Source organism: Ruegeria sp. BG11 (assembly GCF_056538565.1).
Genome location: NZ_JBQFTH010000007.1, coordinates 44,538 through 67,952, shown reverse-complemented (window position 1 = coordinate 67,952; position 23,415 = coordinate 44,538). Strand labels below are relative to the sequence as shown.

The 23,415-nt window shown below is 57.3% G+C and carries 22 protein-coding genes; 13 read left to right on the top strand and 9 right to left on the bottom strand.

Features of this window, described 5'->3' with window-relative positions:
* Nucleotides 1-5 precede the first annotated feature (5 nt).
* The 3 genes from ACR0JF_RS12740 to ACR0JF_RS12730 form a co-directional block, all read right to left on the bottom strand.
* Entirely contained in the window at nt 6-956 is a 951-nt protein-coding gene (locus ACR0JF_RS12740; RefSeq protein ID WP_170660832.1) for a cysteine synthase family protein, read from the bottom strand.
* Nucleotides 953-2,140, bottom strand: a complete 1,188-nt coding sequence (locus tag ACR0JF_RS12735; RefSeq protein ID WP_170660831.1) for a glycine C-acetyltransferase — start codon at nt 2,138-2,140, stop codon at nt 953-955. Before ACR0JF_RS12735 ends, ACR0JF_RS12740 begins: the two co-directional genes overlap by 4 nt.
* A 100-nt stretch (nt 2,141-2,240) precedes the next feature.
* Complete coding sequence (locus ACR0JF_RS12730; protein ID WP_170379979.1) at nt 2,241-2,804, bottom strand: XRE family transcriptional regulator; 564 nt, start codon at nt 2,802-2,804, stop codon at nt 2,241-2,243.
* A 118-nt stretch (nt 2,805-2,922) separates the two neighbouring features.
* Here ACR0JF_RS12730 and ACR0JF_RS12725 point away from each other — a divergent pair, with 118 nt between their 5' ends.
* Complete coding sequence (locus tag ACR0JF_RS12725; protein ID WP_170660830.1) at nt 2,923-4,098, top strand: acetyl-CoA C-acyltransferase family protein; 1,176 nt, start codon at nt 2,923-2,925, stop codon at nt 4,096-4,098.
* A 98-nt stretch (nt 4,099-4,196) separates the two neighbouring features.
* On the opposite strand, the gene ubiB is transcribed toward ACR0JF_RS12725, so the two are convergent.
* Together ubiB and ubiE are read right to left on the bottom strand one after the other, a co-directional pair.
* Nucleotides 4,197-5,726 carry a 2-polyprenylphenol 6-hydroxylase gene (gene ubiB / locus ACR0JF_RS12720; protein WP_170660829.1) on the bottom strand — a complete coding sequence of 510 codons (1,530 nt, stop codon included), beginning with the start codon at nt 5,724-5,726 and terminating at the stop codon, nt 4,197-4,199.
* Nucleotides 5,727-6,479, bottom strand: coding sequence for a bifunctional demethylmenaquinone methyltransferase/2-methoxy-6-polyprenyl-1,4-benzoquinol methylase UbiE (ubiE, locus tag ACR0JF_RS12715; protein WP_170660828.1), 753 nt, complete (start codon nt 6,477-6,479; stop codon nt 5,727-5,729).
* Nucleotides 6,480-6,565: 86 nt separating this feature from the next.
* On the opposite strand from ubiE, the gene mutM reads away from it, so the two are divergent.
* From mutM to recF, 6 genes are all read left to right on the top strand, one after another.
* Nucleotides 6,566-7,417: a bifunctional DNA-formamidopyrimidine glycosylase/DNA-(apurinic or apyrimidinic site) lyase gene (mutM, locus tag ACR0JF_RS12710; RefSeq protein ID WP_170660827.1), complete on the top strand. Its 852-nt coding sequence runs from the start codon at nt 6,566-6,568 to the stop codon at nt 7,415-7,417.
* Between the two features lie 66 nt (nt 7,418-7,483).
* Nucleotides 7,484-8,260 carry an enoyl-CoA hydratase gene (locus tag ACR0JF_RS12705; protein WP_170660826.1) on the top strand — a complete coding sequence of 259 codons (777 nt, stop codon included), beginning with the start codon at nt 7,484-7,486 and terminating at the stop codon, nt 8,258-8,260.
* 227 nt (nt 8,261-8,487) lie between these two features.
* Nucleotides 8,488-8,751, top strand: coding sequence for a 30S ribosomal protein S20 (gene rpsT, locus ACR0JF_RS12700; protein ID WP_142638226.1), 264 nt, complete (start codon nt 8,488-8,490; stop codon nt 8,749-8,751).
* Nucleotides 8,752-9,281: 530 nt separating this feature from the next.
* A complete protein-coding gene (gene dnaA / locus ACR0JF_RS12695) occupies nt 9,282-10,658 on the top strand; it encodes a chromosomal replication initiator protein DnaA (RefSeq protein ID WP_480669425.1) in 1,377 nt (458 codons plus the stop codon).
* Between the two features lie 225 nt (nt 10,659-10,883).
* The gene (dnaN, locus tag ACR0JF_RS12690) at nt 10,884-12,005 is read left to right on the top strand and encodes a DNA polymerase III subunit beta (protein WP_170351930.1); all 1,122 of its coding nucleotides are present in this window, start codon (nt 10,884-10,886) and stop codon (nt 12,003-12,005) included.
* A gap of 59 nt (nt 12,006-12,064) precedes the next feature.
* A complete protein-coding gene (gene recF / locus ACR0JF_RS12685; RefSeq protein WP_170660824.1) occupies nt 12,065-13,162 on the top strand; it encodes a DNA replication/repair protein RecF in 1,098 nt (365 codons plus the stop codon).
* Here recF and ACR0JF_RS12680 read toward each other — a convergent pair.
* A complete protein-coding gene (locus tag ACR0JF_RS12680) occupies nt 13,159-13,725 on the bottom strand; it encodes a carboxymuconolactone decarboxylase family protein (RefSeq protein ID WP_170660823.1) in 567 nt (188 codons plus the stop codon). The genes recF and ACR0JF_RS12680 overlap by 4 nt on opposite strands.
* Before the next feature lie 100 nt (nt 13,726-13,825).
* Here ACR0JF_RS12680 and ACR0JF_RS12675 point away from each other — a divergent pair, with 100 nt between their 5' ends.
* The 5 genes from ACR0JF_RS12675 to ACR0JF_RS12655 all read left to right on the top strand — a co-directional run bounded on the left by ACR0JF_RS12675 (nt 13,826) and on the right by ACR0JF_RS12655 (nt 19,539).
* Nucleotides 13,826-14,398: a TetR/AcrR family transcriptional regulator gene (locus ACR0JF_RS12675; RefSeq protein ID WP_170660822.1), complete on the top strand. Its 573-nt coding sequence runs from the start codon at nt 13,826-13,828 to the stop codon at nt 14,396-14,398.
* A 102-nt stretch (nt 14,399-14,500) separates the two neighbouring features.
* Complete coding sequence (gene gyrB, locus ACR0JF_RS12670; protein ID WP_170660821.1) at nt 14,501-16,918, top strand: DNA topoisomerase (ATP-hydrolyzing) subunit B; 2,418 nt, start codon at nt 14,501-14,503, stop codon at nt 16,916-16,918.
* A 41-nt stretch (nt 16,919-16,959) separates the two neighbouring features.
* Nucleotides 16,960-17,184, top strand: coding sequence for a DUF3604 domain-containing protein (locus ACR0JF_RS12665; RefSeq protein WP_480669422.1), 225 nt, complete (start codon nt 16,960-16,962; stop codon nt 17,182-17,184).
* Nucleotides 17,185-17,473: 289 nt separating this feature from the next.
* Nucleotides 17,474-18,526, top strand: a complete 1,053-nt coding sequence (locus tag ACR0JF_RS12660; protein ID WP_170661065.1) for a DUF1214 domain-containing protein — start codon at nt 17,474-17,476, stop codon at nt 18,524-18,526.
* A 14-nt stretch (nt 18,527-18,540) separates the two neighbouring features.
* Nucleotides 18,541-19,539 carry a DUF1214 domain-containing protein gene (locus ACR0JF_RS12655; protein ID WP_170660820.1) on the top strand — a complete coding sequence of 333 codons (999 nt, stop codon included), beginning with the start codon at nt 18,541-18,543 and terminating at the stop codon, nt 19,537-19,539.
* A gap of 788 nt (nt 19,540-20,327) precedes the next feature.
* Here ACR0JF_RS12655 and ACR0JF_RS12650 read toward each other — a convergent pair.
* From ACR0JF_RS12650 to ACR0JF_RS12640, 3 genes are all read right to left on the bottom strand, one after another.
* Nucleotides 20,328-21,071, bottom strand: coding sequence for a porin family protein (locus ACR0JF_RS12650; RefSeq protein ID WP_170660819.1), 744 nt, complete (start codon nt 21,069-21,071; stop codon nt 20,328-20,330).
* Between the two features lie 171 nt (nt 21,072-21,242).
* Nucleotides 21,243-21,698, bottom strand: a complete 456-nt coding sequence (locus ACR0JF_RS12645) for a hypothetical protein (protein WP_170660818.1) — start codon at nt 21,696-21,698, stop codon at nt 21,243-21,245.
* The gene (locus ACR0JF_RS12640) at nt 21,691-21,852 is read right to left on the bottom strand and encodes a hypothetical protein (RefSeq protein ID WP_170517544.1); all 162 of its coding nucleotides are present in this window, start codon (nt 21,850-21,852) and stop codon (nt 21,691-21,693) included. Before ACR0JF_RS12640 ends, ACR0JF_RS12645 begins: the two co-directional genes overlap by 8 nt.
* 576 nt (nt 21,853-22,428) lie before the next feature.
* Between ACR0JF_RS12640 and ACR0JF_RS12635 the strand changes: the two genes are divergently transcribed.
* Nucleotides 22,429-23,403 carry an adenylate/guanylate cyclase domain-containing protein gene (locus ACR0JF_RS12635; protein WP_170660817.1) on the top strand — a complete coding sequence of 325 codons (975 nt, stop codon included), beginning with the start codon at nt 22,429-22,431 and terminating at the stop codon, nt 23,401-23,403.
* The last annotated feature ends 12 nt before the right edge of the window (nt 23,404-23,415 follow it).

Sequence of the window (23,415 nt, the reverse complement as noted above, 5' to 3'; positions counted from 1 at the left end):
TTGCGCTACTCCCATAAATCGGTGGACAGGTATTTCAGGCCACTGTCGCAAATGACGATCGCGACGCAGCCGCCACGCTCCGGGCCGCGCAGCAGATCGATCGCACCAGCAAGGTTCGCACCGGCTGAGTATCCGGCAAAGATCCCTTCGCTGCGCGCGAGCAGCCGGGCGCAGTCTCGGGCCGCGCTACCTGACACCGAAAGGTGCCCAGCAAGGGGAACGCCGTTCATATGGGTCAGGTCAGCCATGGCATAGCCGCCGCCCTGTATAGGGTGATCGGGCGTGTCGACGACTTCACCGGCCAAGGCCCGTGCGCCTTCGGGTTCGATGGCATAGCACCGCACGCCATGCGGGGCGAAGAATGCTGCTGCTCCGGCCAGGGTGCCACCTGATCCGGCGAAGTCGCAGAAGGCCGTGACAGCGCCGCCAGACTGTTCCCAGATTTCCGGCCCGGTCCCGGTTACATGCGCTTTGGGGTTGCCAGAATGACCAAACTGATCTGCGCGAAACGCGCCGCGTTCTGCTGTAACTTTCTGCGCCGCCTCATCCACCAGCGCCAGATCAGCGCCCGAAACCTCACCGGGTTTGCTGCCCGGGGCCTGAGGCACGATAATCACCTCAGCCCCCAGCGCCCGCATCATGCGCGCACGCTCGACCGAGTTCCCGGCGCTCATCACTGCGACAAAGGGATGGCCCATTATTCCGCAGACAATCGCCAGACCGGTTCCCATATTGCCCGAGGTCAGTTCGACCACAGTTTGCCCAGGCGCAAGCGTTCCGTCAGCGCGGGCCATTTCGATGATGGATTTTGCCGCGCGGTCCTTTTTCGAGAATCCGGGCAACAGATAGTCAAGCTTGGCCAGAATGCGACCGTCCAGCTGAAGCTGCTGGCAGATTCGCGACAGGTCCACCAAAGGGGTATTGCCGATGGCGTCGATGACAGAGGCAAGGGTCATTTGATGACCCCAAGCTCTTTGCCGACTTTCTCAAAAGCGGCAAGCGCCTGGTCAAGCTCCTGCCGCGTCAATGCGGCGTTCATCTGGGTTCTGATCCGGGCCTGCCCGCGCGGGACCACAGGGAAGAAGAAGCCCGATACATAGACACCTTCATCAAACAACCGGGCCGCCATATCCTGCGCCAAAGTTGCGTCTCCCAGCATGACCGGAATGATCGGGTGCTCACCGGGCAGAAGGTCAAAACCCAGCTTCTCCAGCCCCGCCCGCCAGTATTTGGCATTGCCGAACAGCTGCGCGCGCAGCATGTCGCCTTGTTGGACCAGACGGATGGCCTCAATCCCGGCGGCGACGATGGAGGGCGGCAGCGAGTTCGAGAACAGATAGGGCCGCGCCCGCTGCCGCAGCAGGTCGATCACTGGCTGCGGCCCGGCGATATAACCGCCGATTGCCCCCCCAAGTGCTTTTCCCAAGGTTCCCGTCAGGATGTCGACATCGACACCGAAATGATCCGGCGTGCCCGCGCCGTTCGGTCCCATAAACCCGGTAGCGTGGCAATCATCGACCATGACGATGGCGTCATACTTATCGGCCAGCTCACGGATCTTCGGCAGGTTGGCCAGATAGCCATCCATCGAGAACACGCCATCGGTCGCGATCATGATATGCCGCGCCCCATCCTCGCGCGCCTGCTTCAGCCAGGCTTCGAGGTCGTTCATGTCGTTGTTCAGATAGCGATAGCGCTTGGCCTTGCACAACCGAACCCCGTCAATGATCGAGGCGTGGTTCAGACTGTCCGAGATAATGGCGTCTTCGGGGCCGAGAAGGGGTTCGAATAGCCCCCCGTTCGCGTCGAAACAGGCGGCGAACAGGATCGAGTCATCCTTGTTCAGGAACTCGGCCAGCTTCTGTTCCAGCTCGCGGTGAATGTCCTGCGTGCCGCAGATAAATCGGACCGAGGCCATCCCGAACCCTTTGGGCCCCATCGCTGTTGTGGCTGCGTCGATCAGCGCGGGATGATCGGCAAGACCAAGGTAGTTGTTGGCGCACAGATTGATGACCTGTTTGTCACCCACCGTGATTTCGCCGCCCTGAGGCGATGTAATCATGCGTTCGCGTTTATACAGACCTTCGGATTCGATCTGCGCGAGGGTGTCCGTGATATGGGACAGGAATGCATCTGCCATGGCGACCTCCGTTCATCTGAGTCGAGTGTCTAACATAGCGGATACAATTCCCAAATAGGAGAATTACACTATACGGGAAAAATTTCCGTGAAGGCGGAATTTAGGCGTTTTTGACGATCAGAAAGACCCGCGCGGGGCCTTTCGAAGCAATGGAATGGGTCACATCAGCTGCATATCGGGCGGTGTCGCCCTGTTGCATCTCAGACATCGCAGTGCCCGAGGTGACGCGCACCGCACCTTCCAAAACCGTCAACTGTTCGCGTGTGCCGCGGGCATGCGGCTGACTGTTCAGTGTGCCGTCGTGGTCAAAGCGGATGTCGTAGACCTCATGCCCTCCGGCCTCTTCCGGGGGCGACAGGATACGGATGCGGCAGTTCGTGCCCATGTTGTCGATGCTGGGCACTTCGGCCTGACGCAGAACCTCGATCTGGTCCGAGGTCTTGGTCTCTTCCAGCAGCCCTGCGAAATCCACCTGTAAGGCCCGCGTCAGGTTCCACAGGGTCGAGATGGTCGGGCTGCTTTCGCCCCGTTCTATCTGACTGACCATGGAACGAGATACGCCGCTAAGATTGGCAACAGCTTCCAGCGACAGGCCCTTGGCGCGACGCGCCTCTTTCAGGCGGGCGGGCAAAAGGGTCAGGATATCGTCTGTGTTTTCCGTCATGACGGAATCTAGTGCGCTTTTCACGGTGGGTTGTCAATTCTGCTTGTGACGGTACGTCGTATAGGACAACGCGCCAACTGGGCGTAATAGTGCCGCCAAATCCAAGAGGAGTAGAGACATGAAAGATATCGTCATTCTGGATGGGGCCCGTACGGCTGTTGGAACGTTTGGGGGCGCTCTGGCCTCGACCGCACCGATTGATCTGGCGACCGTTGTAACCGAAGCCGCGATGGAGAAATCGGGCGTCGAAGGCGGCCAGATTGGCAATGTTGTGTTTGGCCATGTGATCAACACCGAACCGCGCGACATGTATCTGTCGCGTGCGGCGGCCAAACAGGCAGGTATCCCGGTCGAAACTCCCGCTATGAACGTGAACCGCCTGTGTGGATCGGGGGCGCAGGCGATTGTGTCCGCGGTACAATCTCTGATGCTGGGTGATGCCGAATTTGCTGTGGCTGGTGGGGCTGAGAGCATGTCGCGCAGCCCCTACATCCTGCAGCAGGCGCGCTGGGGTGCCAAGATGGGCGATATCAAGTCGCTCGACATGATGCTGGGCGCGTTGAACTGCCCCTTTGGTACTGGCCATATGGGTGTGACGGCTGAAAATGTCGCCGATGAGCATCAGGTCACGCGCGAGCAGATGGATGAGTTCGCTCTTACCAGCCAGACCCGCGCCGCTGCGGCCATTGAGGCCGGATATTTCCAAAGCCAGATCACGCCGGTTCAGGTCAAGGTCAAGCGCGACATGGTTGATTTCATGGTCGATGAGCATCCCAAGGCGACCTCGATTGAGGCGCTGGCGGGTCTGCGTCCGGCGTTCAAGAAGGACGGCCGGGTGACGGCGGGCAACGCCTCTGGCATCAATGATGGTGCGGCGGCGATTGTTCTGGCCACGGCAGACGCGGCCGAGAAGGCTGGTCTGAAGCCGAAAGCGCGTATTCTGGGTTACGGCCACGCCGGTGTCCGCCCCGAGGTGATGGGTATTGGTCCGGTTCCGGCGGTCCAGAACCTGCTGGCGCGCACTGGTCTGTCGGTTGAAGATTTCGACGTGATTGAAAGCAACGAGGCGTTTGCCTCGCAGGCGCTGGCCGTGAACAAGGAGCTGGGTCTGGACGCGGCCAAGGTGAACCCGAATGGCGGTGCCATCGCGCTGGGCCACCCTGTTGGTGCAACCGGAGCGATCATCACGTTGAAGGCTTTGTATGAGCTTGAACGCACCGGCGGCTCTAAAGGTCTGGTGACCATGTGTATCGGTGGCGGCCAGGGAATCGCCATTGCCTTTGAGCTTCTCTGATTGCAGATGTTGGCGGGGGGCTGTCTGCCCCCCATCGCGCCGTTGGGCGCGATTCCCCCCTAGGATATTTTCAGCCAGATGAAGCAGGCGGATTGCGCCTAGCTGAGCGCTGTTAGCAACAGGACCAAAGCAGCGCCTGCCACGGCTCCGAGCGTGGCGGGAAGGGCTTTGGACCACAGGCGGGAGTTGGTCTGATCGTCTTTTTGCGTTTGCGCGATCAGGGCGTCTTCCACCAGCGCGGGTAGGCGTGGGCCGAACCGAGCCAGAACCAAAGCGGTTTTGCCAAAGTCGCGGAGCGCCGCGCGGGGACCGATGGATTTCTTGATGTAATCCTCGACGACCGGACGAGCGACCTCCCATATATTGATATGCGGATCGAGTGAGCGGGCGACGCCTTCAACCACAACCATGGTGCGCTGCAGCAGGATCAGTTCGGTCCGGGTTTCCATGCCGAAGCGTTCGGTGACTTCGAACAGGTAATTCAGCAAGCGACCCATAGAGATATGGGTGGCGTCCATGCCGAAGATGGGCTCGCCCACAGCGCGCAGGGCGCGGGCGAATTCGTCGACGTCTTGATTGGCGGGGACATATCCGGCTTCGAAATGCACCTCGGCCACGCGTTTATAGTCGCGACGGATGAAGCCGAACAGAATCTCAGCATAGACCCGGCGGGTGTATTCGTCGATATGGCCCATGATGCCGTAGTCATAGGCGATGATATCGCTGTTGGCGGCGACCTTGAGGTTGCCCTGGTGCATGTCAGCGTGGAAGTAGCCATCGCGCAGGGCGTGCAGCAGGAACAGGCGTAGGACACGCTCACCCAGATCGCGGCGGTTATGGCCCGCGGCGTCTAGAGCGTCGTTGTCGCCAAGCGGGATGCCATCCGCCCAGCTGAGCGTCATCACCCGGCGCGCGGACAGGGACCACACGACCGGAGGCAACCAGAACCCGGCATCATCCTTGGTGTTGGCGGCGTATTCCGAGGCTGCTGAGCTTTCCAGACGCAGATCCAGCTCGCCGCGCACCACGCCGTCGAAGTGTTCGATTACTTCCATAGGACGGAGGCGGCGCGCGCCTGGGGCACAGAGCTGTACCATGCGGGCGGCGAAATAGAACGCGTCGACATCCTTGCGGAAGGCGCGCTCGATGCCTGGGCGCAGGACTTTTACAGCGACGTCCTCGCCTGTGCTGGTCAGCTTGGCCTTGTGAACCTGAGCGATCGAGGCCGCAGCGATCGGTTCGCTGAACTCGCTGAACATTTCCGAGATTGGCTGGCCCAGCTCCTTCTCGACCTCAGCCATGGCCTCGGCCTTCGGGAACGGGGGTAGCTTGTCCTGCAATACGCGCAGTTGTTCGGCCAGCTCGTTGCCGACCACGTCTGGGCGGGTCGAAAGGACCTGTCCGAATTTGATGTACGCCGGACCCAGTGCGGTCAGGGCGCGTGTGGCAGGGGGCATCTCAGGGTCGCCATTGTACCCAAGCCATTGAAACGGTTTGCCGAGCGTATGGGCCAAGATACGGACCGCGCGGGGGGCTTCGAACGCGTCCAGCACGACATTCATCGCGCCCGTGCGCTCTAGCGTGGCGCCTGTTCGGATCAGGCGTATGATGTTGTGAGGGCCACGCATTTAGATCTTCCAGCCGGAATGCAGCGCGGCGATTCCCATACTCAGGTTGCGGTACTTGGCGTTCTCAAAACCGGCGGCGCGAACCATGCCCAGAAACGTCTCTTGATCAGGGAACTTGCGGATCGATTCCACGAGGTACTGATAGCTGTCGTAGTCATTGGCGATTAGTTTGCCCATGCGTGGGATGACGTTGAAGCTATAGAGATCATAGAGCTTTTGCAGACCGTCATTGGGCAACTGGCTGAACTCCAGCACCATCAGGCGGCCGCCGGGTTTCAACACGCGGTAGGCCTCGTTCAGCGCCTCTTGCGGGCGAGTGACGTTCCGAATGCCGAAGGAGATCGTGTAGACGTCGAAGGTGTTGTCCTCGAACGGTAGAGACATCGCATCGCCGACGACCCAGTTCAGGCTCTCTGACATTTGGTCGGCCTCAGCCCGTTGGCGGCCCTCGACCAGCATCGGCTCGGTCAGGTCCAGGACGGTGGCGTGACCATAGCCCGCGCGTTTGAGAAAGCGGAACGAGATGTCTCCGGTGCCGCCGGCGACGTCCAACAGACGCTGACCGGGGCGCGGGGCAAGCCAGTCCATCATCGCGTCTTTCCAGACCCGATGGATGCCCATCGACATGACATCATTCATCACGTCGTATTTCGAGGCCACCGAGTTGAAAACGCCCTGTACGCGCCCGGCCTTGTCAGCCTCGCGGACGGTTTCGAACCCGAAATGAGTGGTCTTGTCGCTGTTGTCGGACATTTGCCTTGCCGTTTGTCGAATTTCGCCTCTGTTATAGGGCCATCAGAGGCGGGCACAATGCGGCCCTTTGGAATAGGAGCCATCTAATGCCCGAATTGCCCGAGGTCGAGACAGCAAGACGCGGCCTAACCCCTGCGATGGAGGGGGTGGTGATCGAGCGTGCAGATGTGAACCGCCAAGATTTGCGCTGGCCTTTTCCGGAGCGTATGGCTGAGCGGTTGACGGGTCAGCGGGTGGATCGGCTAAGACGGCGCTCAAAATACATTCTGGCAGATCTCAGCAGTGGCGAGACACTGTTGATTCACTTGGGTATGTCGGGGCGTATGACGGTATCAGGTGACCCGTTGGGGCAGTTCGTCCATGACCATCCAATGCCCGAAAAGCATGACCATGTCGTGTTCCACATGACCAATGGTGCCCGCGTGACGTTCAATGATCCGCGCCGGTTCGGCGCCATGGATTTGCTGCCAACCGCAACCGCAGAAGACCACAAACTACTGTCCGTTCTGGGGCCGGAGCCATTGGGCAATGATTTTCACGAACAGCACTTGATTGACGCGTTCAAGGGCAAGAACACGCCGGTCAAATCGGCGCTTCTGGATCAGGGAATCGTTGCCGGGTTGGGGAATATTTACGTTTGCGAGGCGCTTTATCGCGGCAAGGTGTCGCCACGTCGCAAGGCCGGACAGATTTCTGCGGCGCGTGTCGCAGCCCTTGTACCGATCATCCGGCAGGTGTTGCAGGACGCGATCGAGGCAGGGGGATCGTCACTGAAAGATTTCCGTCAAGTCGATGGAGAACTTGGATATTTTCAGCACAGCTTTGATGTCTATGGCCGCGAAGGAAAACCCTGCCGAACCCAGGGCTGCGGTGCCGAAATCAAGAGAATCACCCAGTCCGGTCGCTCATCCTTCTATTGTGCGCAATGTCAAAGATAGCTTGATCCAGCGAAATCGCGTGTTAAGGAATCGTACCTGAACGGAACAACCGGAAGCTTATACCTCATGGCTTTTGAGACGATCATCGTCGAAATCGAAGACCACGTCGCCCTTATCAAACTCGACAGACCAGATGCGATGAATGCGCTGAACACCCAATTGGTGGGTGAGCTTTGCGATGCGTTGGAAGAGGCGGATCAGAACGACAAGGTGCGCTGCATCGTGCTGACCGGCTCGGAAAAGGCGTTTGCCGCAGGTGCGGACATCAAGGAAATGTCCGAGATGAGCTTTGTCGACGTTTTCAGCACCGACCTGTTTGCGTCGGTCAACGAGCGTGTCTCGGCCATTCGCAAGCCGATCATCGCGGCGGTCGCGGGTTACGCGCTGGGCGGCGGCTGCGAAGTCGCCATGATGTGCGATTTCATCATTGCGGCAGACACGGCCAAGTTCGGCCAGCCCGAGATCAATCTGGGCGTTATCGCGGGTATCGGCGGCACCCAGCGCCTGACGCGCTTTGTTGGCAAGTCGAAGGCGATGGATATGAACCTGACCGGTCGCTTCATGGACGCAGAAGAAGCCGAGCGCGCGGGTCTTGTCAGCCGCGTGGTTCCTGCGAAGAAACTGATCGAGGAAGCTGTGGGTGCAGCCCATAAGATTGCTGAGAAATCTTTGCTGACGGCCGCAGCCGCGAAAGAAGCGGTGAATCGCAGCTATGAACTACCGCTTAGCGAAGGTCTTCTGTTCGAGCGTCGCGTCTTTCATTCGATGTTCGCGACCGAAGACCAGAAAGAGGGCATGGCGGCGTTTCTGGAAAAACGCGCTGCTCAATTCCGCGACAAGTAGGTTCGCGACAAAGAATTCCGGAAGGGCAGGCTATGGCCTGCCTTTTTTTGTTGGGCGTACGAGGAAAGAATCGGCTTGGCAAACCCGTAAAACTTGGGTAAAGACCGCCGTCATACATGCGCGTGCGGCCCGCTTGGCCCGACTCACACTCGTGATTTCTGATCCGGTGCGGATAACTCCGTGGCGCGCAACCCTAGATAACCGTACCGAACAAAGGTCAGAGACACATGGCAAATTCGCCCCAGGCAAAGAAACGCGCCCGTCAGAACGAAAAGCGTTTCGCCGTAAACAAAGCACGCCGTTCGCGCATCCGCACCTACCTGCGCAAAGTTGAAGAAGCGATCGCTTCCGGCGACAAAGACGCTGCAACCGCAGCTCTGCGGGCAGCTCAGCCTGAACTGATGCGCGGCGTCACCAAAGGCGTTTTCCACAAGAACACCGCATCGCGTAAAATGTCGCGCCTGTCGGCACGCGTAAAAGCGCTGGGTTGATTCCCGCTAGGACGCGTCAAGCGTTTTCCTACGTAAAGGCGTCGCGCATTGCGGCGCCTTTCTTCTTTGTTGCCAGAAAGTCGCGACCTCACGAAGTCGAGAGATTCTTTCGCCCTGAACCCCGAGTCAATATCAGAGTTTCGTTGCTGCGACAGGCAACATCTTGCTACCACTGATTCAGCGATTCACTCGCTTGGGGGGACAGGCTGTTCCAGACATCTGACTGACGGGCATCAGTCAGACATCAGGAACCAGCGTTCGAAAACCGGCCTTGGCCGGTGAAACGATCTGCTCTGGGTCTCGGGTTTTCCGAAGATCTCAGCCCTGTCAAACAATTGGGTTACGACGCGTGCCCCGGTTTTCCGGGATCCTGCTGCGGGATACGATTTGTGCATGCTGAGTGTTCATTTACCCGCCGGATGGGACAGTCCGGCGCAGGGTACCCTTGTGTGTGAACGTCAATGACCGGGAAACCGGCGACGATTGATAAGACCGACAGGTCAAAAAAAATGGGATGCGTGAGGCGCTTGATGACACAAGAGAAATGGGGACAACTGCGTAGCAAACTACTGAAGGCCGTTGGCAAGAACAACTTCACCACCTGGATTGAGCCTCTGGAATTTCAGGAGCTGCAGGATGGTGTCGCCGTGTTCTCGGTGCCGACCAACTTCATGGGGAATTACGTCAGCCAGAATTTCGCAGATTTGATTCTGTATGAACTGAATACCGCCGGTGAGACGGTGCAACGTCTTGCGTTTAAGGCAGCTGCCAATTCAACCACTCGCCCGGCCTCTGTCACGGGTGAGTCTAAGTTGGCCGCAGCTGCGGCACCTGTTGCGGAATCTGCCAATGCGGCGCTTGAGGATCTGCAGGCCGCACCCTTGGATACGCGTTTTACCTTCGACAGCTTTGTTGTCGGCAAACCCAACGAACTGGCCCATGCTGCCGCGCGCCGCGTAGCCGAAGGTGGCCCGGTCACGTTCAATCCGCTGGTTCTCTATGGCGGTGTTGGGCTGGGTAAAACCCACCTGATGCATGCGATCGCATGGGAGCTGAAGACCAAAAGCCCTGAGCTGAACGTGCTCTATCTGTCGGCGGAACAGTTCATGTACCGCTTTGTTCAGGCTCTGCGCGAACGCCGGATGATGGATTTCAAACATCTGTTCCGCTCGGTCGATGTGCTGATGGTCGATGATGTGCAATTCATTGCGGGCAAGGACTCGACCCAGGAAGAGTTCTTTCACACCTTCAATGCGCTTGTGGACCAGAACAAACAGATCATCATCTCGGCCGACCGCGCACCGGGTGAGATCAAGGATCTGGAAGACCGCGTGAAATCGCGCCTGCAATGCGGTCTGGTCGTCGATCTGCATCCCACCGACTACGAATTGCGTCTGGGCATTTTGCAGAACAAGGTCCAGCAGCACATCGCCACCTATCCCGATCTTGTTATCGCCGATGGCGTGCTGGAGTTCCTGGCGCATCGCATCTCGACCAATGTGCGCGTTCTCGAAGGCGCTCTGACCCGTCTGTTCGCCTTTGCATCACTGGTGGGGCGTGAGATCGACATGGAGCTGACGCAGGACTGTCTCGCGGACGTGCTGCGCGCATCCGAGCGCAAGATCACCGTCGAGGAAATCCAGCGCAAAGTGTCGGATTACTACAACATTCGACTGTCCGACATTATCGGCCCCAAGCGCCTGCGGTCTTATGCCCGTCCGCGACAGGTGGCCATGTATCTGTGCAAGCAACTGACCAGCCGCTCTCTGCCTGAGATCGGTCGCCGTTTCGGAGGGCGCGACCATACAACCGTCATGCATGGGGTCAAGCGCATCGAAGAGCTGAAGACAACTGATGGTCAGATCGCAGAAGACGTGGAAATGCTGCGCCGCTCGCTAGAGGCCTGAGCCGCACCCATTGTCAGTAAATGCCCCGCGCCAGTGCGTCCGGGGCGTTTTCTTGTGCGCTAATCTCCACGGTTGCGGAGGAATGGACGCGTTTCGCACGCGTGCCTCTTGACCACCGGGGTATTCCCACCCAGAAATCGGTAAAAAATCCTTGTGCCTCAGGGCTGAGACGCTAACGTGCCAGTCCCGCCCATTTTCGGCACGCAAGTCAGAGGAACAGAGGGTATGAAGATCAGCATCGAACGCGGCACCCTTCTCAAGGCCGTTTCCCAGGCCCAATCCGTTGTGGAACGTCGCAACACGATCCCGATCCTCGCCAATGTGCTGATCGAGGCCGAAGGCGACCAAGCCCTGTTCCGAGCCACCGATCTGGATATCGAGGTTGTTGACAAAGCGCCTGCGCAGGTCGAAAAGGCCGGTGCGACGACCGTGGCCGCTACGACCCTGCATGAAATCGTGCGCAAACTGCCGGATGGCGCGCTGGTCACCCTTACAGCCGACAGCGCCGCAGGTCGCCTGACGGTTGAGGCGGGCCGTTCGAACTTCTCTCTGGCGACCTTGCCGAAAGAGGATTTCCCGGTCATGGCGTCCTCGGAATATCAGTCTAATTTCACCGCGTCGGCGGCATTGCTGCGTCGCTTGTTCGACAAATCGAAATTCGCTATCTCGACCGAAGAGACGCGGTATTACCTGAACGGTGTTTACATGCATGTCGCGGACGGGTCTGAGGGCGGCAAGGTTCTGCGCTGCGTGGCCACCGATGGTCACCGTCTGGCGCGGATTGATGCGGACCTGCCGGATGGTGCTGCGGACATGCCGGGTGTGATCGTGCCGCGTAAAACCGTGGGTGAGCTGCGCAAGCTGCTGGACGATGACGAGATGGACATCGCTGTCTCGGTCAGCGAAACCAAGGTACGCTTTGCCACGCCGGATATCACGCTGACGTCGAAGGTCATTGATGGCACCTTCCCCGATTACACCCGCGTTATTCCGCAAGGCAACACGCGCCAGTTGGAAGTGGATGCTGCTGAATTTGCGCAAGCCGTGGACCGGGTTGCAACGGTTTCATCAGAGCGTTCGCGCGCCGTGAAGCTGCAACTGGATGCGGATAAGCTGGTATTGTCGGTCAACGCGCCGGATAGTGGCGCGGCTGAGGAAGAGTTGGCCGTCGCTTACGGTGACGAACGGCTGGAGATTGGGTTCAACGCGAAATACCTGCTCGAGATTGCATCGCAGGTGGATCGTGAGAACGCGGTATTCCTGTTTAACTCGGCCGGTGACCCGACTTTGATGCGCGAAGGCAACGATCTGAGCGCGGTTTACGTCGTCATGCCGATGCGCGTCTGATCGCGCTGGCGCGCGATGCCTCCGGCGGAGGTATTTTTGAACAGAAGAAGGGAGGGGTCATGGGATTGGCCCTGACCGAACTTACGGTCTCGCATTTTCGGTCTCATAAATTGGCGCGTTTGTCTTTGGATGGGCGCCCGGTGGCCATTCATGGGCCGAACGGGGCCGGGAAGACCAATATTCTGGAGGCAGTGTCTCTGTTCTCGCCCGGTCGCGGGATGCGGCGGGCCAGTGCGGCGGAGATGACCCGGCGGCCCGAAGCCCTTGGCTGGAAACTGTCCGGTCTGCTGAGCGCGCAGGGCGGGCGGTATGAGATCGAGACGTGGTCCGAAGGTGGCGCGGCGCGTCAGGTTCGGATTGATGGCAAGGCCGCCAGTCAGATTGATCTGGGCAAGCTCGCGCGCGTGGTGTGGTTGATCCCGTCGATGGATCGGCTGTGGATCGAAGGGGCTGAGGGGCGGCGGCGATTTCTGGACCGCATCGCGCTGAGCTTTGATCCCGCGCATGCCGAGGCTTCGCTGACCTACGAAAAGGCTATGCGTGAGCGGAACCGGCTATTGAAAGATCAGGTCCGGGACGCCCATTGGTACACGGCTTTGGAAGGTCAGATGGCCGAGACAGGGTATCGGATCCATGCGGCGCGTCTTGCAGCATTGGATCATTTGCGTGCCGCGCAGGATCAGGCCGAAACGGCGTTTCCTTCAGCAGACTTGGAGTTGATTCAAACGGAAGGTGCGATGCCCGAGACTGCGGATGATCTGCGCGAGGCGCTCAGCGAAAGCCGTTTCCGCGATCTTGCAGCAGGGCGGACTCTGGTCGGGCCGCATCGCTCGGACCTGTATGGGGTGTTCGCGGCCAAGGGGGTTCCGGCCAAGGATTGTTCCACGGGTGAACAGAAGGCGTTGCTTGTGTCCCTGATCCTGTCAAACGCACGGGCGCTTGCGGAAATGATCGGTGCGCCACCGATTGTGTTGCTGGATGAGGTGGCTGCGCATCTGGATGCCGGGCGACGCGCGGCGCTCTATGATGAGATCTGTGCGCTGGGCGCTCAGGCCTGGATGACGGGCACCGGGCCTGAGCTGTTTGCGGAATTGGGAGACCGGGCCCAAACGCTGGTTGTTACCGAAGGCGATGAGGGCTCGGTCGTGTCGGCTTAGGCCGGTTCGTTGACTTTACGTTCCCACAGGAAACTGCGCATGACCTGATCGACCGGAGTTTTGGCCATGTGGTTGACGTAGTTCGACATGGTTTTCTGCGCCAGACCCAGAATCACATCCAGAACGGCGCGGTGCGAGTAACCGGCGTCAAAGAACGCCTGCAGTTGTTCTTCGGTCGGGTTACCGCGGGTTTCCATCACCTGCAGGGTGAAAGTGCGCAAGGCCTCCAGCTTGGCAGTCGGCAGCGGGGTTTCGTTGCGCAGAGCCTCGGTGATCTCGTCCGAAACCTTCATCATTTTGGCGATGCCGGTATGGGCGGGGACACAGTAGTGGCACTCGTTTTCAACGTTGATGGTCTGCCAAACGACGGTTTTCTCATCATTGTCGAAATCGGTTTGCAGGAAGAGGCCGTGAAGAACCTGATAAGCCTCCAGATGCTGCGGGCTTTCCGCCATCACCTTGTGCAGACCGGGTAGGCGGCCAAAGGCGGCTTGCGATTTCTCCAACAGCGGTTTGGACCCCTCAGGGGCGGATTCGAGGTCGTGAGACGGGAAGTTGGTCATTTCAAAACTCCTGATTTCTGGCGCGATGAGTCGTATTTAGGGTTTCTTGAGCGATCACTCAAGTATATATTTGAGCAAGCACTCAAGAATTGGTGATCCAATGCCCCGTAAACCCGCATATGACCGAGACGCGCTGATCGCGCAGGCGCGTGATATTTTCTGGCGCCACGGCTGGGCGGGGACGTCGCTGAAGGACCTTGAGCGTGAACTGAAACTGAAGCCGGGCAGTTTCTATGCGGCGTTTGGCTCGAAAGATGCCCTCTATGCGCTGGCGCTGGAGCGCTACGCTCACGACGGGGTCGCCAGCATGCTGGCCTTGGCTGATGAGCTAGGGCCGCTCGGGGCGCTCAAGACGCAACCCTATCGCGTGATTGCTGCCTCTGACCTGCCGACCAAAGCTTGTATGCTGGCCAAGACCTATGCCGAGTTGCAGGCAAAGGATCACGATCTGGCCGGTCAGGCAAGCGCGCATATGATCGCAATGAAATCCTGTTTCGCAGACCTGTTTCGCCGTGCCCAAAAGGCCGGAGAGATAAGCCCTGATTACGATCCCGAACGCCTTGCTGCGCGCTATCAGTCGGACCTTCTGGGCCTGCGATTGACGGCCGAACGGGACGACGTCAACGCCGCCGAAATTGCAGCTGATATCGCGGCAGACCTCGATCGGCTTTGATCCGCAGATAAATCGGATCTCAACCACAAAATCTTGGGGGAGCGCGTGACATTCCCCACCAGAAAACGTATAAGTTACCAAAATAATATAGGTACTAACGGCATGTCCGAAGACGCACAGGCACCCCAGGAATACGGCGCAGATTCCATCAAAGTTCTCAAAGGCTTAGAGGCGGTTCGCAAACGTCCCGGTATGTATATCGGGGATACGGATGATGGCTCGGGTCTGCACCATATGGTGTATGAGGTCGTGGACAACGGAATTGATGAGGCTCTGGCCGGTCATGCCGACCATGTGACCGTGAAAATTCACGCGGATTCCAGCGTCTCGGTCAGTGACAACGGGCGCGGTATTCCGGTCGATATTCACCCCGAAGAGGGCGTCTCGGCGGCCGAGGTCATCATGACCCAGCTTCACGCGGGCGGTAAGTTCGACAGCAACTCGTACAAGGTGTCGGGTGGTCTGCACGGCGTGGGCGTTTCGGTTGTGAATGCTCTGTCCGAATGGCTGGAACTGCGCATCTGGCGCGCGGGCAAAGAGCACGTAGCGCGTTTTGAGCGTGGCGAGACCGCCGAGCATCTGAAAGTCGTCGGTGAGTGTGGTGATCGCACCGGGACCGAGGTGCGCTTTCTGGCCTCGACCGATACGTTCTCGAACCTCGAATACTCGTTTGAAACGCTGGAGAAACGCCTGCGTGAGCTGGCCTTCCTGAACTCGGGCGTGCGGATCATCTTGATCGACGAACGTCCTGCCGAACGGCTGGAGACTGAGTTGTTCTATGAGGGTGGCGTCAAGGAGTTCGTCAAATACCTGGACCGCTCCAAATCCCCGGCGATGCCGGAGCCAATCTATATCAAGGGCGAGCGGGACGATATCGGTGTCGAAATCGCGATGTGGTGGAATGACAGCTACCACGAGACGGTTCTGCCCTTTACCAACAATATCCCGCAGCGGGATGGCGGGACCCATGTGGCGGGTTTCCGGGGCGCTCTGACTCGGACGATCAACAACTATGCGCAGTCCATCGGGATCGCGAAGAAGGAAAAGGTCAGCTTTACCGGCGACGACGCGCGCGAGGGTCTGACCTGCGTGCTGTCGGTGAAAGTGCCGGATCCCAAGTTCTCGTCGCAAACCAAAGACAAGCTGGTGTCGTCCGAAGTCCGCCCAGCGGTCGAAGGTCTGATGAACGAAAAGCTGGCCGAATGGTTCGAGGAAAACCCGAATGAGGCAAAGGGGATCGTCGGCAAGATCATCGAGGCCGCATTGGCTCGTGAGGCCGCCCGAAAGGCGCGCGAACTGACCCGCCGCAAGACAGCGATGGATGTGAACTATCTGGCCGGTAAGCTGAAAGATTGTTCTGAGAAAGACCCGTCCAAGACCGAAGTCTTCCTCGTTGAGGGTGACTCAGCCGGCGGTTCTGCGCAGACGGGCCGGGATCGTCTGACTCAGGCCGTTCTGCCCCTGCGCGGGAAAATCCTGAACGTCGAACGCGCGCGGTTTGACCGGATGCTATCGTCGCAGGAGATCGGGAACCTCGTGATGGCGTTGGGCACCGGCATTGGCCGCGATGAGTTCAACATCGAAAAGCTACGCTACCACAAGATCGTCATCATGACCGATGCGGATGTCGATGGCGCGCACATCCGGACCCTGCTGCTGACTTTCTTCTACCGTCAGATGCCGGAATTGATTGAAGGTGGATACCTCTACATCGCACAGCCTCCGCTCTATAAGGTTTCACGAGGTAAATCAGAGGTTTACCTGAAGGATCAGGCCGCGCTGGATGACTATCTAATAAATCAGGGGGTCGAGGGTGCTGTTCTGAAACTGGGCTCGGGCGAGGAAATCGTCGGCCAAGACCTGACCCGCGTCGTCGACGAAGCGCGCCAATTGAAACGCGTTCTGGATGCCTTCCCAACCCACTACCCGCGTCACATTCTGGAGCAGGCCGCCGTGGCCGGTGCCTTCGTGCCCGGTGCTGTCGATGCCGACCTGAAAGGCGTGGCCGACAAGGTTGCCGCTCGTTTGGACCTGATCGCGTTGGAATATGAACGCGGCTGGCAGGGCCGTATCACGCAAGATCACGGCATCCGTCTGGCACGCATCCTACGCGGCGTCGAAGAGGTCCGCACACTGGACGGCCCCATGCTGCGCTCGGGCGAGGCGCGCAAGACCGGCAGCTTCACGCAAAGCCTGCAAGAGGTCTACAACACCCCCGCCACGCTGGTCCGCCGCGACCGGATGCAGGCGATCCACGGCCCGCTGGACCTTTTGCGCGCCATTCTGGAAGAGGGCGAAAAGGGCCTGTCGCTTCAGCGCTACAAGGGCTTGGGCGAGATGAACCCCGATCAACTATGGGAAACCACGCTGGACCCGGACGCGCGCACTCTGTTGCAAGTGCGTGTGGATGACATGGTCGAGGCCGACGATCTGTTCACCAAACTGATGGGAGACGTGGTCGAACCCCGCCGCGAGTTCATTCAGCAAAACGCCCTGAGCGTGGAGAATCTGGATTTCTGAAAACTTGTAGGTTTGCGCATAACACTACGCAAACTTATGGTGTGTGCGAAGTGTTATGCGCAAACCTACATGCTCATTGGGTGGATCCTGAGTTTGATCCATCTCTTCGTGCCTATTACTACGTCCGCGTTCTTGAAATCCCGACGCCGACATGGCTAGCTTATGACGAAGCTTTCTATGGCAACCTCGAGTTGCCTGAAAACGCAGTGATGGTCCACCAAGAGCGAGCTTATACCTCTCCGATTTGGTATGCGCCGGGAGGCTGACAATTGATATTGGATGTTCGTCCAGTCTGTCCTCGAGAGGTGACCGTTTGAACAAAATCCAACCAATGATCGGAATGAGACCAGAGCGGATTTCCCTAGAAACCCTCTGCCGACATCCGACAAACAGCAGGAAATGCCATTTCTCACTCCGGCTTCGCTAAGTAATCCAAAGAATTTGCATATCGAATCCAACGGCGTGTTCTTGGGGCGTAAAGCTTGACGCAGGTCAAAGAATTCTGAGGTCAAACGCGCATATTGGCTTGCTACTGGGATGTGGGGGAAAATCGCGATGCGAGTTAGTCTAATTGCCTTGGCTTTGGCAACAATTGTCGGAACAAACGGGCAAGCGCAAACGACGACCAATACCCTTGAGGGCCTGATCGAGAGCGCGGAAGTATCGATCACCGCGGACAATTTCATCCGGGCGGCCACAGACCTTGAGTTTCAAAAATATGTCTCGCTCGCGGGTGGCATCAATCGGTTTTACCACTTCCGGGAACCGACCCCGGTCGAAAACCAACCGACGATCCGGATGAACCGCGACACACTTTATAGCACCGCAGTTGTTGACATTAGTGAGGGTGCGACGCTGATCCTTCCCGAAGTCGCGGATCGGTACATGACGGCAATGGTCGTCAATCAGGACCACTTCATAAACGAGGTGTTCTTCGGTGGCGGCACCTATACCCTCGACATGGAAACGTTCGACACCCCGTACGTGATTGTGTATCTCCGCGTGCTGGTCGATGCCGCAGATCCAGAGGACGTGGCGGCCGTCAATGTGATCCAGGACGCAATGACAATCGAGGCTAATGCATCGAATCCTTTCGTGGCCCCGAACTACGATGACGAAGCTTTTGAGGCGGTAGTGGAACAGCTGCTGCCACTCGGTGCCCTCGGGTTCGTACCTGATAGCTCCCGCATGTTCGGTAGACGAGAAGACGTCCATCCCATACGTCACATGCTCGGCACGATTGCCGGTTGGGGCGGGCTGCCGGAAGAGGAAGCATTCTACCCCGCGTTTTTCCCAGGTCTGCCAGTTGGCGCGTACAAGATAGAGGTGCCGCAGAACGTACCGGTGGACGCTTTCTGGTCGGTGAGCATGTATAATGCCGAAGGCTTCTATGAACCGAACACTCTGAACTCCTACAGCATCAACTCCGTCACCGGCGCGCAGAATGCTGACGGAAGCATGACCATCCATCTTGGAGCCTGCGACGACGGGCGGGTGAATTGCTTGCCCATCACCGAAGGCTGGAACTACGTGGTGCGCCTGTATCGCCCCCGTCAGGAGGTCCTAGATGGAAGCTGGACGTTTCCCACCGCGCAACATGTGAATTGAGAAGGAGGCCAATGATGTTGAAGAAATTGTTTCCGATTGCACTGCTGGCCCCATCTCTGGCTGTTGCCGAACCAGTGACGCTGGGCACCTTTGTCCGGGCGGAGACGGATCATATGTTCCGTGCCAACATGGCCGCTTTTGACGCGGGTGTTGGGGAATTGATCCACGTTCGCAAACCGACAACCCCTGACAATCAACCGGTTATCCGGATGAACCAGGACACACTCTACTCCGGGATCGTCTTGGACCTGTCCGATCCGGTTGAATTCACTCTGCCTGATCTGGGCGAGCGATACATCTCGATGCATGTGATCAATCAGGATCACTACATGTTCGTCGAAACCGCGCCTGGGACCTACAACCTGACCGAGGAAAACGTTGGTTCTCGTTTTGCCTATGTGACTGTACGGATATTCATGGACGCCAACGATCCTGACGACGTGATAGCGGCACATGCCGCTCAGGACAGTCTTATCGTAACTGGAGGTGGGGCAGGTCCGTTCGAAGCGCCGGATTGGGATCTGGATGATCTCGCACAGGCACGCATTGCCTTAAGCAACCTTGCCGAGCTGGGATTCAGCAGCTTCTACTCGTTTGGCACTGAGGAAGAGACCAGGCCCATCGATCATTTGGTTGGAACCGCTGCCGGCTGGGGCGGACTGCCGCGAACGGCTGCGCTCTATGAAATCGACAGCGTCGATGCAAATGATGGCGAAACACCACATTCGGTGACGGTGAATGAAGTCCCGGTTGACGCGTTCTGGTCGATTACGGTCTACAACGCCGACGGATATCTGGAAGCAAACGATTTCGGTCGAAACAGTCTCAACAACGTTACAGCAGAAGCCAATGCCGACGGCAGCATCACCATCAATTTCGGCGCGTGCGAAGATGGGCGCGCGAATTGCATACCGATCACGCCAGGCTGGAACTACACTGTTCGGCTATATGAACCTCGTGAAGAGATCTTGAACGGAAAATGGTCCTTTCCTGCAATCGAGCCGTCTGATTAAGAGGGCATTTAAGCTGGTTTTTAGGTGGCTGCTGTGCGCGACTTAGAAACCACTGAATTCTGCTTTACAGCCACTTGGTGCCCGAGTGTTCGCGCGCTAAAGGCAGGGCAAAACGTGGTGGTGATCCAAATACCCGCGCCGTCATGATCTGGGATGACAGACAGCGCGGGCCATAGTCTGGTCATGGGACTGCCCAGACTATTTGGAACGCGTATTTGGGCAAGCGAAGTTAACCAGATTGGTGTGGCCACTGCTTCACGACAGTGCTGTCCCAATTGGTAACCAATTACCTGCATAGTTCGCCCCTGCCTTCAAAAGCATGACTGCAAGATCTAATACTCACGCAAGCATAGTCCGCGCGATAAAAATATTCTTCCCGCGCGTAAAAATACTTGAATTGTTGCATCTTGGATTCAAGTATTCGAATGCGTGGCAAGTTTGTATTACCTCTGTTGCTCACGCATTCGCCAGATTTGTCTGGTTCGCCTCTTGGTGACGTGGAGTGAGTGGCGTCGCCAAGAGGCCATCATTTGTTTGAATGGCACGCGTGAGAAGAGCTCGAGTTTAGGATTGCATAGTAAAACCATGGCCTCTGCCGCGCAAATGTCAGTATCGTCTACAAATTAGACATCCAGTGTAGTCGAGAGGATAGCTGCTCCTCGCCCAAACAGGAGCTATCTGTCTCAAGCTTTCGCGGAAACAGCAGTCTTTGCAAATCCATTGCTTCGTGTAGCGCTATGGCACCCGTGTCACGCACGCACAATTGCACACAGTTCTTCAGGTGGTAATCAAAAGCGGTATGTCGCACCGATAACCGGCCCCGACTGACTGAATGTAAAGTCGTTGCCGTTGATCTCGTGATCGAACGTGATGTAGCGATATCCGCCTCTAATCATCCATCTTTCGTTTATTGAGTAATCCGCGGTCAACAACACTTGCCAGGTCTCACTGTCGCTGCTGAATCCGCCATAATCTAAAAACGCCGTGCCGGTCCACCTGTCTGAGAATTTAAACCGAGCACGGGCTCCGACAACGGGGTCAGTCCAGTCTGCGTCCACAGTAGTTGTACGCCCTGGCAACGCTCCAGGTGACAGCGTGAACTGAGTTTCTGTACTAAACCACCTGAAACCTCCTGCAACGTCTACCTGTACAGTTGGATCTTCGTAGACCCGGTAACCAACATAGCCGCTCAGAAACTGCGTCTTTAGCGACGTGTCCAGCCCGGAAAATGCGGTGCCAGGTGTGTCATCTCCGAAAGAAAGGTCGGTGTAGTTGTAGTCAGCCAATAAGCTCCACCGTCCATTGCTGGCAGCAATTGTACCCATAAACGCAAGGTCCAAGTTGCTTAGCGCGTCCGAAAAACTGAGCGTGGCATCGATGTTGCCTCGTGGAGTGTCCAGCGACGTTTCGGTCTCTGGCATGAAGAGGTAAATAGTGGCTTCGAAACTCCAGTCGCTGGAATGTGCTGCCATAGGTGCCGCCAAAAACGCTAAGCTTAAGAACGCGGTTCTCCATGTGGGAAGCCGTTGCATTGTACCCTCCAAACAAACACCGACTGAAAGAACATTCGACAGCGAAGGCCTGAACTTGCATTCTAGCATTCTGATATGAATGAGAGTTGTGACATTGATCTGAATCAATAGGATCCGCGTTCTGCGCAGTGCAGAAAGAGCATGTCATTCAGAGTTAGTATCAGCTTAGGTTTACTGTTCTTGGATAGAATATTCATCACCAAACAGGTCGGGCTGCTCGTCGATCAACCTCTTCACTTTCTCAAGTGCAAGCGTAAGCTGCTCCGCCCACCCGGCACGATACTCACCAAGCTGCTTGAAGACGCTTCCATGAATATCATTCCAGTCGACAACACTGCTCATCACTGACCTCCGGGCCCGCGCCTCTTTGAGATCATGTGAAACCTCCGCCATAGCAGTCATCATACGGTCGACCACTTCACGGTCATCACACTCGACATGCAGACCTTCGGTCGACCATGTGACGTCAGAGACGTGCGGAGCTGGGTAGTTGTGCTCCATCACCAAACGCATCTCTTCGGCGTACCAGGCGTCAAATGAGCGGAGATCATCTGGCGCTCCATGGTCCTCGATCACACCTCGGACCTTTTCCCGGAATTCCTTCCAGCTCTTTTCGACATCATCCATCAGTCACATTCTCCAGAACTTGGTCTTGTTGAGATGGAAGACCCCTCTCGAGATCTGGCAAGCCGGACCAGCCTTCGGGTGTGCGTCCGAGGCTCTCCTCGACCGATTGTTTGATGTCTTTGAAATCAATTGCGTTCGTGACGTCGCCCGCCATGTCGGACACCTCCTGAGGATGGTAGGAGGCGTCGGAATCGAACCGACTCGTGCACTCTAATCAGGAGCAATTACAAGGATATAAGCCTCGCCCGCATACCAATGCTGCTTCCCGCGGATTTCGCGTGGGTTATCGACCTCAGGCCGATATTCGATGGCAGTGGATGCGTGTGTACGTCATGACCAGAAGCTGAACCAGTTAGGGCTACTGTGTCAAGTCGACGTGCGCGGCAGCCCGAGATTCACCGCGTAGTTCTGGGAACCTTCTAGCTTAGCGTGTGCCAAAAAGAATCAAGCATCCTATTTTGCGGGTCAGTACAGCGTCGGGTAGCACTCAGACCGCGAAGCGATTCGATGCCCTGTGATCCGGAGTCGAACTCAGAAGCTCCGTCGATAACTCGCTCTGAACCGACGCGCGTTTTTTTTCTGCGTCTGATGCGCTCCGTTCTGGAGAAATACAAAAGTCTTGATCTGACCAAACCTCAGCGGCAGCATTGACCTGCATCTTTCGAAAATGGAGATCCCGGTTGCAAGACCTTGTAAGTCTCATTCCAATTAGCGTCTCGAGTCATTTGTGATGATACGTTCCTCACCTGAGCTGCTGGCGGTTTCGAGGCGTTGGTATGAAATACTCAGAACTAAAAAGAATACTGACGAGTTGCAGGATTTTCTGTCGCAAGCAGATGAACTAAGGTTCGTTGGCACAGGCGAAGGTGAGTTTTGGAGCGGGCAAGCAGTTCGCGATGGGGTTAGCGGATTTTTTGCGGAGATCCCGGCACCAGTCGTTTTCGAAGAAGTTGAAGCTGAGGCCTTCGAAAACGGAGAAACGGGATGGTCATCCTTCGTCCATAAGATTCAGTTTGTCGGCTTTGATGAAGCCGTCTTTTATCGCACCGTCCTGATTTTTGTCCTGGAGGGAGCGGCCTGGAAGATCATCAATCGCCACGCTTCAGTTCCCACTCCAAATATTGAACTCGTGGGTAAAGAGCAGCTTGCCATCCAAAAACTGGTTGATGCTGCGCGTGAAGATGGACCCGAGCTGGTCCAAACCGAAGGTTTGGCTTCGGTACTTTTCACTGATGTGGAGGGCAGCACAACGTTGGCGGAGGCGTTGGGCGATCAGCGTTGGTCGGTGCTGATCGAAAACCACTTCCAAGTCTTGGCGGCGATCATTGAAAAGTATCATGGCCAGTTCGTGAAATCTCTTGGAGACGGAACGTTGTCCGTCTTTCCGTCCGCGAAGGAAGCGCTAACGGCTGCTGTCAAGATTCAGAAGGCTATTGCATCGGCTTCCGAGGAGCCGTCTTTCGGTGTCCGGATTGGAATTCACACTGGTGATGTCGTGCAATCTCGTGGAGATTTTTTTGGCACTGTGGTCAACAAAGCTTCACGCATAACCACGGTTGGTGCGGCGGGCGAGATACTCGTTTCAGATGCGACTCGCGCCATGGTCGGAGGACGAACCGATTTCTCTTTTTCTGAAATAGAACCCAGACTCCTGAAAGGTCTACGCGGTCACCACGTTTTGTATCGGCTGGATTGGCAAGATTAAATCTTGGGGGCG

Bases quoted from the DNA above. Each gene is read 5' to 3' on its own strand.
- ACR0JF_RS12740 (WP_170660832.1), bottom strand. From the start codon at position 956: ATGACCCTTGCCTCTGTCATCGACGCCATCGGCAATACCCCTTTGGTG.
- ACR0JF_RS12735 (WP_170660831.1), bottom strand. From the start codon at position 2,140: ATGGCAGATGCATTCCTGTCCCATATCACGGACACCCTCGCGCAGATC.
- ACR0JF_RS12730 (WP_170379979.1), bottom strand. From the start codon at position 2,804: ATGACGGAAAACACAGACGATATCCTGACCCTTTTGCCCGCCCGCCTG.
- ACR0JF_RS12725 (WP_170660830.1), top strand. From the start codon at position 2,923: ATGAAAGATATCGTCATTCTGGATGGGGCCCGTACGGCTGTTGGAACG.
- ubiB (WP_170660829.1), bottom strand. From the start codon at position 5,726: ATGCGTGGCCCTCACAACATCATACGCCTGATCCGAACAGGCGCCACG.
- ubiE (WP_170660828.1), bottom strand. From the start codon at position 6,479: ATGTCCGACAACAGCGACAAGACCACTCATTTCGGGTTCGAAACCGTC.
- mutM (WP_170660827.1), top strand. From the start codon at position 6,566: ATGCCCGAATTGCCCGAGGTCGAGACAGCAAGACGCGGCCTAACCCCT.
- ACR0JF_RS12705 (WP_170660826.1), top strand. From the start codon at position 7,484: ATGGCTTTTGAGACGATCATCGTCGAAATCGAAGACCACGTCGCCCTT.
- rpsT (WP_142638226.1), top strand. From the start codon at position 8,488: ATGGCAAATTCGCCCCAGGCAAAGAAACGCGCCCGTCAGAACGAAAAG.
- dnaA (WP_480669425.1), top strand. From the start codon at position 9,282: ATGACACAAGAGAAATGGGGACAACTGCGTAGCAAACTACTGAAGGCC.
- dnaN (WP_170351930.1), top strand. From the start codon at position 10,884: ATGAAGATCAGCATCGAACGCGGCACCCTTCTCAAGGCCGTTTCCCAG.
- recF (WP_170660824.1), top strand. From the start codon at position 12,065: ATGGGATTGGCCCTGACCGAACTTACGGTCTCGCATTTTCGGTCTCAT.
- ACR0JF_RS12680 (WP_170660823.1), bottom strand. From the start codon at position 13,725: ATGACCAACTTCCCGTCTCACGACCTCGAATCCGCCCCTGAGGGGTCC.
- ACR0JF_RS12675 (WP_170660822.1), top strand. From the start codon at position 13,826: ATGCCCCGTAAACCCGCATATGACCGAGACGCGCTGATCGCGCAGGCG.
- gyrB (WP_170660821.1), top strand. From the start codon at position 14,501: ATGTCCGAAGACGCACAGGCACCCCAGGAATACGGCGCAGATTCCATC.
- ACR0JF_RS12660 (WP_170661065.1), top strand. From the start codon at position 17,474: ATGCGAGTTAGTCTAATTGCCTTGGCTTTGGCAACAATTGTCGGAACA.
- ACR0JF_RS12655 (WP_170660820.1), top strand. From the start codon at position 18,541: ATGTTGAAGAAATTGTTTCCGATTGCACTGCTGGCCCCATCTCTGGCT.
- ACR0JF_RS12650 (WP_170660819.1), bottom strand. From the start codon at position 21,071: ATGCAACGGCTTCCCACATGGAGAACCGCGTTCTTAAGCTTAGCGTTT.
- ACR0JF_RS12645 (WP_170660818.1), bottom strand. From the start codon at position 21,698: ATGGATGATGTCGAAAAGAGCTGGAAGGAATTCCGGGAAAAGGTCCGA.
- ACR0JF_RS12640 (WP_170517544.1), bottom strand. From the start codon at position 21,852: ATGGCGGGCGACGTCACGAACGCAATTGATTTCAAAGACATCAAACAA.
- ACR0JF_RS12635 (WP_170660817.1), top strand. From the start codon at position 22,429: ATGATACGTTCCTCACCTGAGCTGCTGGCGGTTTCGAGGCGTTGGTAT.